Source organism: Parafrankia sp. BMG5.11, from assembly GCF_004337455.1.
This window is the reverse complement of record NZ_SJXI01000018.1, coordinates 23,078-37,489: the sequence shown is the minus strand read 5'-3', so window position 1 is coordinate 37,489 and position 14,412 is coordinate 23,078. Positions and strand designations below refer to the sequence as shown.

The window sequence follows — 14,412 nt, the reverse complement described above, 5'->3', positions numbered from 1 at the left end:
CGTGGACCTTGTACTGATATCGATAATACTCGGGTTGCTGGCGATCGTGTACGGCTTCGTCACCAGCCGCCAGGTGCTCAGCTCCAGCGCCGGCAACGCCCGGATGCAGGAAATCGCCGCCGCCATCCAGGAAGGCGCGCAGGCCTACCTGCGGCGCCAGTACACCACCATTGCGGTGGTCGGCGTGGTTGTCGCGGTGCTCGTCGCCGTGTTTCTCGGGCCGATCTCGGCCACCGGCTTCGTGCTCGGCGCGATCCTGTCGGGCGTGGCCGGCTTCATCGGCATGAACATCTCGGTCCGCGCCAACGTTCGCACCGCGCAGGCGGCGAGCGAAGGGCTGCAACAGGGTCTGACGCTGGCATTCCGCGCCGGCGCGATCACCGGCATGCTGGTGGCGGGCTTGGCGCTGCTGGCCATCGCAGGCTTCTTCTACGTCCTTACCGGGCCGATGAACCTTCCCCCCAATGACCGCACCGTGATCGACGCGCTGGTTGCGCTGGCGTTCGGCGCCTCGCTGATCTCGATCTTCGCGCGCCTGGGCGGCGGTATCTTCACCAAGGCGGCCGACGTCGGCGCTGATCTCGTCGGCAAGGTCGAGGCCGGCATTCCCGAGGATGATCCGCGCAATCCGGCGGTGATTGCCGATAACGTGGGCGACAATGTCGGCGATTGTGCCGGCATGGCCGCCGACCTGTTCGAAACCTATGTCGTGACCGTGGGCGCGACGATGGTGCTGACTGCGCTGCTGATGAAGGGCCTCGGCGATCTGCTGATGCCGATGATGAGCCTGCCGCTGCTGATTGGCGGCGCCTGCATCGTCACCTCGATCATCGGCACCTATTTCGTGCGTCTGGGTGGCGGCAAGAACGTCATGGGCGCGATGTACAAGGGCTTCCTGGTCACCGCGATCCTGTCGATCCCGCTGATCTGGCTGGCCATCGACTATGCCGTTGGCCTCGGCACCACCATCGGCGCCAATCCGGAAGGCGTCGGCATCGGCGATCCGATGGCGACCGAAGGCCTGTCCGAACAGGTCGTGTCGTTCACCGGCATGGACCTGTTCTGGTGTTCGCTCCTCGGCTTGGTCATCACCGGGCTGATCATCTGGATCACCGAGTATTACACGGGCACCAACTACCGCCCGGTGCGCTCGATCGCCAAGTCGTCGGAAACCGGCCACGGCACCAACGTGATCCAAGGCCTTGCCATCAGCATGGAAGCGACGGCGCTGCCGACGCTGGTGATCGTGGCGGGCATCGTCATCGCCTACCAGCTCGCGGGCCTGATCGGCATCGCTTACGCGGCGACCGCGATGCTGGCGCTGGCCGGCATGGTGGTGGCACTCGACGCGTACGGCCCTGTCACCGACAACGCCGGCGGCATCGCCGAAATGGCGGGCCTCGACGACAGCGTGCGCGAGAAGACCGACCTGCTCGACGCGGTGGGCAACACCACCAAGGCAGTGACCAAGGGTTACGCGATCGGATCGGCGGGCCTCGCCGCGCTGGTCCTGTTCGCCGCCTACACCGCCGACCTCGCCGAATACTTCCCCGGCGCGGACGTCGATTTCAGCCTCGAGAACCCGTATGTGATCGTCGGGCTGCTGCTCGGCGCATTGCTGCCCTACCTGTTCGGATCGATGGGCATGACCGCCGTTGGCCGCGCGGCGGGCGACGTGGTGAAGGACGTGCGCGAACAGTTCGCGGGCGACCCGGGCATCATGGCCGGCACCTCCAAGCCCAACTACGCCCGCACGGTAGACCTCGTCACCAAGGCGGCGATCAAGGAAATGATCATCCCGTCGCTGCTGCCGGTGCTCGCGCCGCTGGTGGTGTACTTCGCGATCACCGCGATCGCGGGGCAGGAGAACGGCTTTGCCGCACTGGGCGCGCTGCTCCTCGGCGTGATCGTCAGCGGGCTGTTCGTGGCGCTGTCCATGACCGCCGGCGGCGGCGCGTGGGACAATGCCAAGAAGTACATCGAGGACGGTCATCACGGCGGCAAGGGCTCCGAAGCCCACAAAGCCGCGGTGACCGGCGACACGGTCGGCGATCCCTACAAGGATACCGCCGGCCCGGCGGTGAACCCGATGATCAAGATCACCAACATCGTCGCGCTGCTGTTGCTCGCGGCGCTGGCCGCCCAGGCTGGTGTCTAAGCGGGCGGGAGCCTGATCGACCACCTGCACCTTAACCGGTGGCCAGAACCCCGCCCCGTTTCGATACGGGGCGGGGTTTTTGCTGGCCGCGTTAAAGCTTCCATCAGGGTGATCCGCTACCGGCGCACGGGTGGAACAACCGCTCGGCCTCACCCGATCCACCCGCGGGATCGACGCCTGCTGCGCCGTGGTGCCCTGGCGTGACTTCGCCGACCGCGCCGGATGGGAATCGCTGGCCAGCCGTGTGGCCGAGCCCAACCCGTTTGCCGAACGCTGGTGCCTCGAGGCAGGACTGGCGGCGTTCGATCGCCGGGACGGGGTCCGGCTTGCCGCCGTCACCGCGGATGGCGCGCTCGTCGGCAGCCTGCCGCTGGCTCGCCGCTGGTCGTACGCGGGGCGCCCCCTCCCGCACCTCGGCAACTGGATGCACGCCAACGCCTTTTGCGGAGCGCCGCTGGCGGCCGCCGGCCATGAACACGCGTTCTGGCGTGCACTGCTGCGGTGGGCCGATCGCCACGCCGGCCGCGCGCTGTTCCTGCACCTTCAGTGCCTGCCCGCCGATGGACCGCTGTTCGCGGCGCTGCGCGATGTCTGCGCGCTGGAACAGCGACCGGCAGCGGTGGTTCAGCGGCTCGACCGTGCGCTGCTCTCCTCCGATCTGGCGCCACAGGACTATTACGACGCGGCGCTGAGCGGCAAAAAGCGCAAGGAAGCGCGGCGCCAGCACGCCCGGCTGGCCGAACAGGGGGACCTGTCGTTTGACCGGCAGACCGGCCCGGACGGGCTGGACGCGTGGACCGACGCATTCCTCGCGCTCGAACGCGCTGGCTGGAAAGGCCGCGAGAATTCGGCGCTCGCCTGCGATCCTGCGACGGCGGCGTTCTTCCGCCAGTCGCTCGCTGGCGCCGCCGGGCGTGGCCGGCTGGAGCGGCTGACCCTCGCCCTCGACGGCGCGCCGATTGCCATGCTGGCGAACTTCATCAGCCCGCCCGGCGCCTACAGTTTCAAGACCGCGTACGACGAACGCTACGCCCGGTTCTCCCCCGGCGTGTTGCTGCAGCGCGAAAACCTCGCCCTGCTCGCGCGCGAAGACATCGCCTGGGCCGACAGCTGCGCCGCTGCCGACCACCCGATGATCGAGCGGATCTGGCGCGAAAAGCGCCCAGTCGTTCGGGTCAGCATCGCGATCGGCGGCCCGCTCCGCCGCGCTGCTACCGCTTCCATCTTCCGCGCCGAACTGCGCAGACCTGCCGAAGGATTGTAAGCCATGCATGGGCTGACCGGCTTCACCATCACCGACCGCCCTGTGTTCGGGCCGCAGGCGCGCGCGCAGTTTGCCGCTGCCTATCCCGAAACGCCGGTCATCCTGCGGCACGACCTGGCCGAGCACCCCCTGTTGACGCTGGACGCGCTCGCCGCACTGGCGGCCAAGCTGCCGGACACCGCGATCGAGTACAATCGCGGCGACCTGCCGCTGGGCGTGGACGGCAAGCCTGGTCCCACGGACATCGGGATCGAGGACACTATCCGGCACATCGCGATCAGCAACAGTTGGGCGGTGCTCAAGAACATCGAGCAGGATCCGGCTTACGAGGCGCTGCTATTGGCGTTGCTCGGCGAGCTGCGGGGCGAAATAGAGGCGAAGACCGGCGCGATGCTGCGGCCGCAGGGCTTCGTGTTCATCTCCAGCCCCAATGCGGTGACACCCTATCACTTCGATCCTGAGCACAACATCCTGCTGCAACTGGCGGGCCACAAGGTGATGACCCAGTTCCCGGCCGGGGATCCTCGCTTCGCGCCCGATACGACGCACGAAAGCTATCACTCCGGCGGCCCGCGTGAGCTGGTCTGGCACGACGCGCTGGCCGACGGCGGCACCGCCTTCGCCATCGGCCCGGGCGAAGCGGTGATGGTGCCGGTTATGGCGCCGCATCATGTGCGCAATGGCCCGGTCAGCTCCATTTCCATGTCGATCACCTGGCGCAGCGACTGGTCGTTCGCCGAAGCCGACGCGCGCTGCTGGAACGGCTTGCTGCGCTCGGCCGGGCTGCGACCCCGCACGCCTGGCCGCTGGCCCCAAACCAATCGTGGCAAGGCGCTGGCCTTCCGCGCCTGGCGGCGCTTATTCAGGGCAAGTTGACGCAAGCGTAAAGCTGCCGCAAGGCACGCGGATGACCGACATGCCGAACGATGAACAACTGATCGCCGATCTTCTCGCGCTGCTCGATCCCGCGCCGCTGGGAGATGACCGTTTCGAAGGACCGCGCAAGAAGGGCGGCGTCGGCCGCGTGTTCGGCGGCCAGGTGATCGGCCAGGCGCTGATCGCCGCGGAGCGCACGGTGGATGATGACCGCGCCGCCCATTCGCTACACGCCTATTTCCTGCGTGGGGGCAGCGAGGATCATCCGATCCAGCTCACCGTCGACCGCCAGCTCGACGGCGGCAGTTTCTCCAACCGCCGCGTCGTCGCGAGCCAGCCCGGGCCTGACGGCACGATGCAGCCGATTCTGAACCTCGCGGCCAGCTTCCAGAAGCACCAGCCCGGCCTGGAGCACGAGCGCGCTGTGCAGCCCGACGTGCCTCCGCCCGACGACCTGGAAAGCGACGAGGTGCTGCGCCTGCGGGTGGCGGAAACCATGCCCGAGCGGGTCCGTCATATCTTCACCGAAGCGCGTCCGATCGAGATCAAGGCGACGACTGCGCGCCACTGGCTGAGCGAGGGCCCGCAGGAGCCGTTGCAGAATTCGTGGTTCCGCGCACGCGCGCCGCTGCCCGACGATCCGCGCATTCACCGCGCAGTGCTCGCTTATCTCAGCGACATGCAGCTTTTGGGCACCAGCATCATGCCGCATGGCCTGTCGTGGATGCGGGGCGAGGTGAAAAGCGCCAGCCTGGACCACGCGATCTGGTTCCATGCGCCGTTCCGGGCCGACGATTGGCTGCTGTACCACTGCGAAAGCCCATGGTCCGGCGGCAGCCGCGGGTTTAACGTCGGGCAAATCTTCCAGGATGGCCGATTGGTCGCCAGCGTGGCGCAGGAGGGCATGATCCGCCGAGTGGAGCCCCGCGCGCGCCCGGCGGCGGGGTCAAGCTAACCCGGTCTTAACCCTCAGGCGCGATTCTCCGGTTTCAATAACAGGAGAGTCGCCAGTGAAGATCGCAGCCCGATTCGAGGGCGATGCCGCCAATCGCCGCGGCGATGGCCGCCGCATGTTGCGGCTCGGCACCACCGGCAAGTTCGCCCGCGGCGACGGCGCGGTCACGGTGCACAACGTGTCGCAAAGCGGCCTGCTGATCGAAACACGCGAGCCATTAAGGCAAGGCGACACCTTCGCCGTCGTGCTGCCGCAGGCGGGGGAACAGAGCGCCGAAGTCGTCTGGGCCGATGCGCCTATGTTCGGGTGCCGTTTTGCCGAACCGCTCGGCGCGGCGGCGCTGAGCGCGGCGCAATTGCGCGGCGAACCGCTCACCGACGCTGACGCGGGAGCGGGCGCGGAGGATTTCGGGGCCCGGTTCCATCGCCTGCGCGTCGCTCGCGGCCTCTCGCTGGGGGACATCGCGACCCGGCTAGGCGTCAGCAAGCCGACCGTATGGGCGTGGGAGCACGGCAAGTCGCGCCCGGTGGAACGGCGCCTTGCGGCGCTGGCGGATGTCCTGGGCGTCAGCCTTTCGGGGCTGGAACCGGCAGCCCCCGGCCCCGATCGGGAACTGGAACTGAGCCGCCGCAGAATCGCTGATGCATACGGAGTGGAACCGGCCCGCGTGCGGATCATGATCGAGCTGTAGGCACTCAGCCGGGCAAAAAACCTTGCGATCAGTTGCAAATCCGGCGCATGACGAAGTTGGTTAACGAATCGCTTTTAGCTTTTATATCATATAGTTAGTCTAAGCTAACCGGAAAAGCTAACGGTTGTTCGGAACCCCGCGGAGCAGTTTCGGCTGCTCTGAGGTCGTGGTGCGTCAGGCTCGCCTGACGTTGCAGGGGGCACGCGTGCTTCTCGCGCCGGGTGGACGCGGGGGGCGGCGGCAAGGCAGGGGCTGTGCGGTTCTATGTGGGGCACGATTTCGCCGGGCGAATGCTCGGCGCTGTACCGGCTGGTCGCGACCAGCCCGACCGACCTGGTGGTCAAGACCGATCGACGCGGGCGGATCGTTCACGCCACGGCCGGCAGTTCGCGGCTGGGCATGGCGTTCGCCGGCGATCCGGTGGGCCGGCACATCCTGGAACTGATCGACCCATCGTTCGCCGACATCGTCATCGCCGAACACAGCGCGGCGATGGCCGGCAGCATGGGCGGCGGCTGGATCGAAGTGCTGGTGGTCGCGCAGGATGGCGCCGAGCGGTGGATGGAAATGAAGCTAGGCGCCCTGCCCGAACGCAATGGCGCCCTGTGCATGATGCGCTCGATCGAGGATCGCCGCAGTCTCGAGAACCGGCTGTTCGTGGCCGCCATGACCGATCCGCTGACCGGCCTGACGAACCGCGCCGCCTTCACCCGAATGCTGGGGCATCTGGTGGAAAGCGGCGCGCCGGGACACCTGGCGCTGTTCGATCTCGATCATTTCCGCACGATCAACCTGCGGCACGGGCACAGCGGCGGGGACCGGGTGCTGATCGCCTTCGCCCGCCTGCTGCGCACGCTATTGCGGGCCGACGACATCCTCAGCCGGATCGACGGCGGGACGTTTGGCGTGCTCCTGCCCGACGCCGACCAGCCGCGCGCGATAGCAGCCTGTCAGCGGGTCGTCGAGGCCTTGGGCGAGATGGACGGGGCCGGCCGGACGGAGCATCGCTTCACCGCCAGTGGCGGCATCGCGCCGTTCCATATTTGCGCTGACACCACTCTGCGCGAAGCCGAACTGGCGCTCCTCAGCGCCAAATCGCGCGGCCGGGCGCGGATCGAACAAGCTCGCTGCACGTGAGGTGTTTCGGCGAGTCGGAGGGTCAAAGTTGATAAGAGTTAGCCCTCAAAATCAATCCTTTACGGAGTAGCCAGGGAACCCAAGGCGCGCTCGCACGCTTTCTTGTCGAACAAGGAGCAGCATCCACTCATGGCTACGCGCGCCACAGACTACCGGGTCCGACGAGACTCGCAATTCCTCACGGACTCGTTCCAGCGCGGTCTCGCGCACTGGAATCGCCAGCGGCTTGAGCCCGGTCTCCCGCAGGATGACTGGCGCGAAACCGCCGAGCGCGATCATCGCATGCAGCGCTTGGAAGGCGCATTTATCGAAGAACTGCGCCGAGAAGTACGCGACGAAGCCGCCAGCGCTCCCACCGATGCCGATGGTTTCATCGACTGGTTCGAGAACCTGAAGCGGGTTGGCCCGGGTCAAGGCGATCCGCTATTCCCCTGGCTCGCCGAGCATGCCGACAAGGATCAACTGCGCTGGTTCTTTGAGCAGGAAGCAGCCGGAGAGGCAGGGTTCGATGATCTGGTTGCTCTCACGCAGGTAAAGCTGCCGACCCGCCCGAAGCTGGAACTGGCCCGCAATTACTGGGACGAGATGGGCCACGGCACCGTCAAGGGCATGCACGGCCCGATGCTCGATGCCCTGGTCGAGACGTTGCAGGTCGACCCCACGATCGAGAACACCGTGTGGGAGAGCCTGGCGCTGGCTAACGCGATGACGGCGATGGCCGTCAACCGGCGTTACGCATGGCTGTCGGTCGGTGCGCTGGGCGTGGTCGAACTGACCGCCCCTGGCCGATCGGCGCTGGTGGCCGACGCGCTCAAGCGCGTGGGTCTGACGCCCAAGGAAGCGCGCTATTTCACGCTCCATGCCGTGCTCGACGTGAAGCATTCGGAAGAGTGGAACAAGGAAGCGATCCGCCCCGCGGTTGAGGAAGATCCGCGCCGCGCGACAGCGATGGCCGAAGGCGCGTTAATCCGCCTAAAATGCGGCGAACGCTGCTTCGATGCCTATCGCGAGCGCCTGTGGGGCTGAGCGCGAGCGCGCTCAGCCGGCGTCGAGTTTTGCCTTTAGCAGCTGATTGACCACGGCGGGGTTGCCCTTCCCCGCCATCGCTTTCATCGTCTGGCCGACGAAGAAGCCGAACAGCTTGTCCTTGCCGCCCCGGTATTCGGCGACCTTGTCCGCATTGGCGGCGAGCACCTTGTCGATCTCGGCTTCGATGGCGCCAGTGTCGCTCTGCTGCTTGAGACCCTCGGTCTCGGCTATCTCGCCCGGTTCGCGCCCGGTCTTGAGGACGATCTCGTAGATTTCCTTGGCCTGCCCGCCGCTGATTTCTCCGGCGGCCTGCATGCTAAGGATCGCCGCCTGCGCCTTGGGCGGCGCGTGCTCTTCGGCGCCGGCGGCGCTGAGCACGCCCGGCGCGACCGATAGGGACCAGTTGGCCACCTGCGTCGCCACGTCGGCTTCGGACTTGCCGATGGTGCCTGCGGTCACGGCCAGCAACTCCTCGAACCGGCGAAACCCCTCGACCTCGGCGGTTAGTTCGCGCGCATTGTAGGGGGTAAGGCCCAGTTCCTCGACGTAGCGGCGCTTCTTCGCGTCGGGTAGTTCGGGCAGGCTTTCGCGGCATTCGCTGAGGAACGCGTCGTCCAGTTCGATCGGCAGCAGGTCGGGATCGGGGAAGTAGCGGTAATCGTGCGCATCTTCCTTGCTGCGCATCGACCGGGTGGTGCCGGTGCCGGGATCGAACAGCCGGGTTTCCTGCACCACGGTGCCGCCATCCTCGATCAGGTCGACCTGGCGGCGCGCCTCGTGTTCGATCGTCTGCATGACGAAGCGCACCGAATTGACGTTCTTGGTCTCGGTCCGGGTGCCGAACTCGTCACCCGGCTTGCGCACCGAAACATTGACGTCGGCGCGCATCGAGCCTTCTTCCATGTTGCCGTCGCAGCTGCCGACATAGCGCAGGATGGCGCGCAGCTTCCGCACATAAGCCCCGGCTTCGGCGGGCGAGCGCATGTCCGGGCGGCTGACGATCTCCATCAGCGCGACCCCGCTGCGGTTGAGATCGACGTAGGACATGCTCGGATGCTGGTCGTGCATCAGCTTGCCCGCGTCCTGTTCGACATGGATCCGCTCGATGCCGATGACCTTGTCAGTCGGAATGCCCGCCTTCTCGTCCGCCTCGATCGTCAGCGACCCCTCGCCCACGATCGGGTGGTAGAGCTGGCTGATCTGGTAGCCCTGCGGCAGATCGGCGTAGAAGTAGTTCTTCCGGTCGAACCGGCTCCAACGGTTGATCTGCGCCTCGATCGCCATGCCGGTGCGGACCGCTTGGCGGATGCATTCGCGGTTGGGCACCGGCAGCATGCCCGGCATCGCTGCGTCGATCAGGCTCACCTGACTGTTCGGCTCCGCCCCGAACGCGGTCGCCGCGCCGCTGAACAGCTTGGCGCTGGAAGTGACCTGCGCATGGACTTCAAGGCCGATCACGACCTCCCACTCGCCCGTGGCGCCCTGGATGCGATAGCTACTCATCTTTGATCAGCTTTCCGTCTTTATCGAAGCGCGCTTCACCATGCTGCACTCGCCGCGCGATGATCGCGGGGATGATGGACAGGACGATCACGACTGCAATGCCCGCGATGACCTCCATCGTGGCGATGCTCACCACCAACGCTCCGGCTTGGCGTTGAACATCGCGCGCTTCTCGATCGCGAGGCCGGCGTTGAGCACGCCCTGTTCGTCGAACGCGCGGCCGATCACCTGCAGCCCCAGCGGCAGCCCGGCGGCATTAAGTCCGCACGGCACGCTCATCGCGGGCAGGCCGGCGAGGCTGGCGGGCACGGCGAACACGTCGTTGAGGTACATCGCCAGCGGATCGTCCACCTTGTCGCCCAGCGGGAAACTGGCGGTCGGCGTGGTCGGCGCCAAGATCACGTCGCACTGTTCGAACGCTTCGGCAAAGTCGCGCGCGATCAGCGTCCGCACCCGCTGCGCCTGGTTGTAATAGGCGTCGTAGAACCCGGCGCTGAGCACATAGGTGCCGATCAGGATGCGGCGCTTGACCTCTTCCCCGAAGCCGGCGGCGCGGGTGGCGGCGTACATGTCCTGCAGCCCCGCGCCCTGCGGCAGGTCGCGCAGGCCGTATCGCACGCCGTCATAGCGCGCCAGATTGCTCGACGCTTCGGCGGGCGCGACGATGTAGTACGCCGGCAGCGCATACTTGGTGTGCGGCAGGCTGACCTCGACCACCTCGGCGCCCGCGTCCTTGAGCCAGGCGACGCCCTGGTCCCAGCTGGCGAGGATTTCGGGGTCGGTGCCGTCCATCCGGTATTCGCGCGGGATGCCCACGCGCTTGCCGCGCAAGTCATCGGACAGGCCGGCTTCCCATTCGGGCACCGGCAGGTCGAGGCTGGTCGAATCCTTGGGATCGAAGCCAGCCATCGCTTCCAGCATGATTGCGCAGTCGGTCACGTCGCGCGCCATCGGGCCCGCCTGGTCGAGGCTGGAGGCGAACGCGACCACACCCCACCGGCTGCACCGGCCGTATGTCGGCTTGATGCCCGAGATGCCGACGAAGGCCGCCGGCTGGCGGATCGAGCCGCCGGTGTCGGTCCCGGTCGCCGCCGGACACAGCCGCGCCGCCACCGCCGCCGAGCTGCCGCCCGAAGATCCGCCGGGAGCAAGCGCGGCGTTGCCACCGTCGTTCGTCCGCCAGGGCGAGATGACGTTGCCGAAATAGCTGGTCTCGTTCGACGAACCCATCGCGAACTGGTCGAGGTTCAGCTTACCCAGCATCCCCGCGCCCGCCTGCCACAGGTTGGCGGATACGGTGCTCTCGTACTCGGGTACGAAACCTTCGAGGATGTGGCTCGCCGCGGTGGTCTGGACGCCCCTGGTGGCGAACAGGTCCTTCATACCGATCGGCACGCCGGCAAGCTTGCCGAGCGGTTCGCCCTTCGTCCGTGCGGCGTCGACCGCATCGGCCGCCTCCAGCGCCTTTTCCGGCGTGGCGACGATAAAGGCGTTCAGCGCGTCCTGCGCTGCCGCGACGTTGGCGTTGAACGCTTCGGCCACTTCGCGCGCGGAAAAGTCACCGCCGGCGACCCCGTCGCGGATCGCCTTGACGCCCAGATCAGTCAGGTCGCTCATCTATTCGATCACCTTGGGTACGCCGAAAAAGCCATGCTCGGCTGCTGGCGCGTTCGCGAGCACCGCCTCACGGATGCCGCCGCCGGTCAGCGGATCGGCATCGATCACGTCATCGCGCAGCCGCTGGTGGTTCGGGATCACCGCCGTCATCGGCTCGACCCCGCTGGTGTCGACCTCGCCCAGTTGCTCCACCCAGTCGAGGATGGCGTTGAGTTCGGGGACCATCCGGTCGAGCGCCGGCTCATCCATGCGGATGCGCGCGAGGCTGGCGATCTTGGCCACGGTTTCGCGTGTGACTGACATGGCCCGCGCGTTAGCGAGGCGGGGCGGCACCTTCAAGCGGCTGTGCGGCATCGTCCAGCGGCGGGCCAACAGGCTTGCCGTTCACCATGATGTAACGGCGCTCGATCGTGCGGACCTCCACCGCGCTGTCCGGCGTCAGGGGGATCGCCGCCGGGGTTACCTCGGGCGCCTGCACCCCGCCCCCCGCCGACGAGAATTGCACCCGCTGGTAAGTGGACCCGGTCACCAGCGCGACTTCGCGTGCGCCGTTCTCCGCGCGACCAAGATCGAGAGCGACACAGTAGGTGTCACAAAGCCATTGATTGGCGCGCAGGTACTGGATGACCTGCGCACGCAGCGCCGGGTCTTCCGGCTGCAGCCGCACGTTGATGTCGGCGGCATCGCGCACCGGCCGGCCAAAGCCGCGCCAGGTGCGCGCGGTCTGCGCGGCCGCCACTTGGGCCAGATCGGCGACCGTGGCGTTGTCGCTTTTGGCCAGGCGCGCCAGCGCGCGCCGGCCGGCATTGCCGAAGTCCCACCGCAGCGCGTCGTAGTCGAAGTTTTCTGCGCTGACCTTGCCGCTCTCCAGCCGGGCGAGTTGCTGGCGCGTGCTGATCGCGCCGAAATCGAGAATCGGCAGCGCCAGGAACAGCGCGATGGCGCTGATCACCACCGCCAGGTGAAGGTTCGCGCGCCGCAGTCGCTCGCGCCAGGCGCCGCTCCGCCAACCGCACGCCACCGCTACCAGCCAGGCAAGACCGTACGCAGTCGCGGCAGCGATCGCGATCAGGCCCCACAGGCGTTCGGGACTGAGGCCATGCTGCGCGATCCGCGTGCCGAGCGACACGGCGGCGAACGCGGTCAGCGGCAGCACCGCCAGCGCCAGCACCAAGGCGGCGCCGCGCAAGATCCGGCTGGAGCTGGTCTGGGTATCGCGGTCGCGCACGATCGCGTTCACCAGCAGCCAGGCGCCCGCCGCGCACATCAGCAGCACCGGCGTGGCGCTGCGGGTTGCCTGCCACAGCACGTCCGGCCCGGACACGACCATCGCCACCAGGAACAGCGCAAGCCCAGCGGCCAGCGGCACGCCTAGGATGCTCATCACCACCATCACCACCCGCTGCAGGGTGCCGATGATGCGTGCTTCGTTGCGTAGCACGCCCAGCGCCGCGCCGAAGGCGGCCCCCGACCAGGTCCAGCCGAACCAGCCTTCGTCCATCACGTCACGCAGGATGTCGATCTTGAGCAGGTGGAACAGCTCGCTCAGCACCAGCAGCAGCAGCCACGACGCGCCGGTGAACGCCAGTGCGCCCGCGGCAGAAATTGCATCGCCCCAGGCGTGCCCGTGCACCAGTGGATAGGACGTGGCGAAGCGGGTGCGGTGAAAACCGGATTGAAACAGCGGCAGCGCGATCGCGGTGGCAATCACTCCAGCAAGGAAGCCGTACTGCGGGCTGGCATAGCTTTCCGCGCCCGCCACCGCGCGCCACGCCAGACCGGCCATGACCGCGCCGGCAAGGGCGGCGAACGCCAGCGGTTCCCTCCACCGCTCCCGCTCAAGGGTAAAGGCGAACGCGAGCGGGCCGAAGAAGCACAGCGCCACGACCGCTGCCCGCCAAGGGACCCGCGTGTCAGGACCGTCGCCGCCACTGGCAAGGTAAACCAGCAGGCCTGCGCCGCCCAGCAAGGCCGCCAACAGCCATGGGCGCAGCGGCCATTCCGCCCGGTCTTCGCCGGTTAGGTCATCAGTTGTCGTTTCGCGCACAGGTGGCTCCTCCCTTTTCGATGGAGCCACGCTAGCGCATCACATTTCGCGCGCCATGAGCGAAAGGTGAGCTTGTCGTGAAAAGCTTACTGCGGGGCGCCCGGATCGCGCGGCGCGCCCGGAGCCTGGCCGGGAGCGGCTCCCTGGGCACCCTGTTGCTGTTCCATCATCTGCTGCAGCACCTGGAACCGGCGCTGGGCATCGGCCTCGCTCATGAAATCGACCAGTTCGACATCGAACACGAGGTCCGCATTGGGCGGGATCGGAGCGCCCGGGGGCGGCGTGGCGCCATACGCCTTATCCGACGGAATGGTCAGGACATACTTGCCGCCCTTCTGCATCTGCTGCAGCCCTTCGCTGAAACCCGGGACGACGCCTGACACCTGCATCGGCATGCCTTCGGGCAGCAGTCCACCGGTCGGGAACGGCAGTTCCTTCGACTGGTCGAACACCGTGCCGTCGGTCAGCTTGCCGGTATAGCGGATGAACACCACATCGTCGGGTCCCGGACGCGGTCCGCTGCCCTCGGTCACGGTTTCCACCTGCACCCCTTGCGGCGCGGCCGCCCAGGCGAGCCCGCCGGCCAGCGCAACCGCCGCCGCGACGCCCAGCCACAGCTTGGTCAGCGATCCCCTGGTGATCGGCCGGAGCGGTACGCGGGTGATCTCGGTCATAAACTGTTCTCGCGGGTGATAAGCAAAGGGCGCGGATTTCTCCGCGCCCCGATGCCTTAGAGCTGTGTTCGGTGCAAGCGGGGCTTACTTGACCCCGTCGCGCTCCGCGCGCTTGCGCTCCATCTTGCGGGCGCGGCGAACGGCGGCAGCCTTTTCACGGGCGCGCACTTCGCTGGGCTTTTCATAGTGCCGGCGCAGCTTCATCTCGCGATACACGCCCTCGCGCTGCAGCTTCTTCTTGAGCGCGCGCAGAGCCTGGTCGACGTTGTTATCGCGAACGATGATTTGCATGTAGCCGTAAACCTCACAGCAAAAGCCCAGAGCCCGCTTCGCGGCGGGATTGCGCCATTGTTTTATAACGAAAAAGGCGAGGCATCCGAGCCGGATGTCCCGCGAACCGGAGCGCCCTTAGCGCGGCCTCCGCGATTCTGCAAGGCCGCGCATGCCTTTGCATCGCGCGA

General features: G+C 67.2%; 14 protein-coding genes. 7 read left to right on the top strand and 7 right to left on the bottom strand.

Annotation, left to right across the window (positions count from 1 at the left end; all coding sequences use genetic code 11):
• Window position 1 precedes the first annotated feature (1 nt).
• The 7 genes from E0504_RS14390 (at window position 2) to E0504_RS14360 (ending at window position 8,107) form a co-directional block, all read left to right on the top strand.
• Window positions 2–2,158, top strand: a complete 2,157-nt coding sequence (locus tag E0504_RS14390) for a sodium-translocating pyrophosphatase (RefSeq protein WP_131624760.1) — start codon at window positions 2–4, stop codon at window positions 2,156–2,158.
• Window positions 2,159–2,288: 130 nt separating this feature from the next.
• Window positions 2,289–3,422, top strand: a complete 1,134-nt coding sequence (locus tag E0504_RS14385) for a GNAT family N-acetyltransferase (protein WP_207912540.1) — start codon at window positions 2,289–2,291, stop codon at window positions 3,420–3,422.
• Window positions 3,423–3,425: 3 nt separating this feature from the next.
• Complete coding sequence (locus E0504_RS14380; protein ID WP_131624759.1) at window positions 3,426–4,298, top strand: transcriptional regulator; 873 nt, start codon at window positions 3,426–3,428, stop codon at window positions 4,296–4,298.
• 31 nt (window positions 4,299–4,329) lie between these two features.
• The gene (locus tag E0504_RS14375) at window positions 4,330–5,253 is read left to right on the top strand and encodes an acyl-CoA thioesterase II (RefSeq protein ID WP_131624758.1); all 924 of its coding nucleotides are present in this window, start codon (window positions 4,330–4,332) and stop codon (window positions 5,251–5,253) included.
• Between the two features lie 55 nt (window positions 5,254–5,308).
• Window positions 5,309–5,944, top strand: a complete 636-nt coding sequence (locus E0504_RS14370) for a helix-turn-helix domain-containing protein (protein WP_131624757.1) — start codon at window positions 5,309–5,311, stop codon at window positions 5,942–5,944.
• Window positions 5,945–6,208: 264 nt separating this feature from the next.
• The gene (locus E0504_RS14365; RefSeq protein WP_131624756.1) at window positions 6,209–7,081 is read left to right on the top strand and encodes a sensor domain-containing diguanylate cyclase; all 873 of its coding nucleotides are present in this window, start codon (window positions 6,209–6,211) and stop codon (window positions 7,079–7,081) included.
• 129 nt (window positions 7,082–7,210) lie between these two features.
• Complete coding sequence (locus E0504_RS14360) at window positions 7,211–8,107, top strand: iron-containing redox enzyme family protein (RefSeq protein ID WP_131624755.1); 897 nt, start codon at window positions 7,211–7,213, stop codon at window positions 8,105–8,107.
• Window positions 8,108–8,119: 12 nt separating this feature from the next.
• Here the strand turns inward: E0504_RS14360 and gatB are convergent, their stop codons facing one another.
• The 7 genes from gatB to rpsU all read right to left on the bottom strand — a co-directional run bounded on the left by gatB (window position 8,120) and on the right by rpsU (window position 14,242).
• Window positions 8,120–9,613, bottom strand: a complete 1,494-nt coding sequence (gene gatB, locus E0504_RS14355) for an Asp-tRNA(Asn)/Glu-tRNA(Gln) amidotransferase subunit GatB (RefSeq protein ID WP_131624754.1) — start codon at window positions 9,611–9,613, stop codon at window positions 8,120–8,122.
• Window positions 9,606–9,749 carry a hypothetical protein gene (locus tag E0504_RS50375; protein ID WP_207912539.1) on the bottom strand — a complete coding sequence of 48 codons (144 nt, stop codon included), beginning with the start codon at window positions 9,747–9,749 and terminating at the stop codon, window positions 9,606–9,608. Before E0504_RS50375 ends, gatB begins: the two co-directional genes overlap by 8 nt.
• On the bottom strand, window positions 9,743–11,230 hold the full coding sequence (gatA, locus tag E0504_RS14350; protein ID WP_131624753.1) for an Asp-tRNA(Asn)/Glu-tRNA(Gln) amidotransferase subunit GatA: 1,488 nt from the start codon (window positions 11,228–11,230) through the stop codon (window positions 9,743–9,745). Before gatA ends, E0504_RS50375 begins: the two co-directional genes overlap by 7 nt.
• Window positions 11,231–11,533, bottom strand: a complete 303-nt coding sequence (gene gatC / locus E0504_RS14345) for an Asp-tRNA(Asn)/Glu-tRNA(Gln) amidotransferase subunit GatC (RefSeq protein ID WP_131624996.1) — start codon at window positions 11,531–11,533, stop codon at window positions 11,231–11,233.
• Window positions 11,534–11,543: 10 nt separating this feature from the next.
• The gene (locus E0504_RS14340) at window positions 11,544–13,277 is read right to left on the bottom strand and encodes a DUF4153 domain-containing protein (protein ID WP_131624752.1); all 1,734 of its coding nucleotides are present in this window, start codon (window positions 13,275–13,277) and stop codon (window positions 11,544–11,546) included.
• An 86-nt stretch (window positions 13,278–13,363) separates the two neighbouring features.
• Window positions 13,364–13,951 carry an FKBP-type peptidyl-prolyl cis-trans isomerase gene (locus tag E0504_RS14335; protein ID WP_131624751.1) on the bottom strand — a complete coding sequence of 196 codons (588 nt, stop codon included), beginning with the start codon at window positions 13,949–13,951 and terminating at the stop codon, window positions 13,364–13,366.
• Window positions 13,952–14,035: 84 nt separating this feature from the next.
• Window positions 14,036–14,242 carry a 30S ribosomal protein S21 gene (gene rpsU, locus E0504_RS14330; RefSeq protein ID WP_131624750.1) on the bottom strand — a complete coding sequence of 69 codons (207 nt, stop codon included), beginning with the start codon at window positions 14,240–14,242 and terminating at the stop codon, window positions 14,036–14,038.
• Window positions 14,243–14,412 lie beyond the last annotated feature (170 nt).

Bases quoted from the DNA above. Each gene is read 5' to 3' on its own strand.
- E0504_RS14380 (WP_131624759.1), top strand. From the start codon at position 3,426: ATGCATGGGCTGACCGGCTTCACCATCACCGACCGCCCTGTGTTCGGG.
- E0504_RS14375 (WP_131624758.1), top strand. From the start codon at position 4,330: ATGACCGACATGCCGAACGATGAACAACTGATCGCCGATCTTCTCGCG.
- E0504_RS14365 (WP_131624756.1), top strand. From the start codon at position 6,209: ATGTGGGGCACGATTTCGCCGGGCGAATGCTCGGCGCTGTACCGGCTG.
- E0504_RS14360 (WP_131624755.1), top strand. From the start codon at position 7,211: ATGGCTACGCGCGCCACAGACTACCGGGTCCGACGAGACTCGCAATTC.
- gatB (WP_131624754.1), bottom strand. From the start codon at position 9,613: ATGAGTAGCTATCGCATCCAGGGCGCCACGGGCGAGTGGGAGGTCGTG.
- gatA (WP_131624753.1), bottom strand. From the start codon at position 11,230: ATGAGCGACCTGACTGATCTGGGCGTCAAGGCGATCCGCGACGGGGTC.
- gatC (WP_131624996.1), bottom strand. From the start codon at position 11,533: ATGTCAGTCACACGCGAAACCGTGGCCAAGATCGCCAGCCTCGCGCGC.
- E0504_RS14335 (WP_131624751.1), bottom strand. From the start codon at position 13,951: ATGACCGAGATCACCCGCGTACCGCTCCGGCCGATCACCAGGGGATCG.
- rpsU (WP_131624750.1), bottom strand. From the start codon at position 14,242: ATGCAAATCATCGTTCGCGATAACAACGTCGACCAGGCTCTGCGCGCG.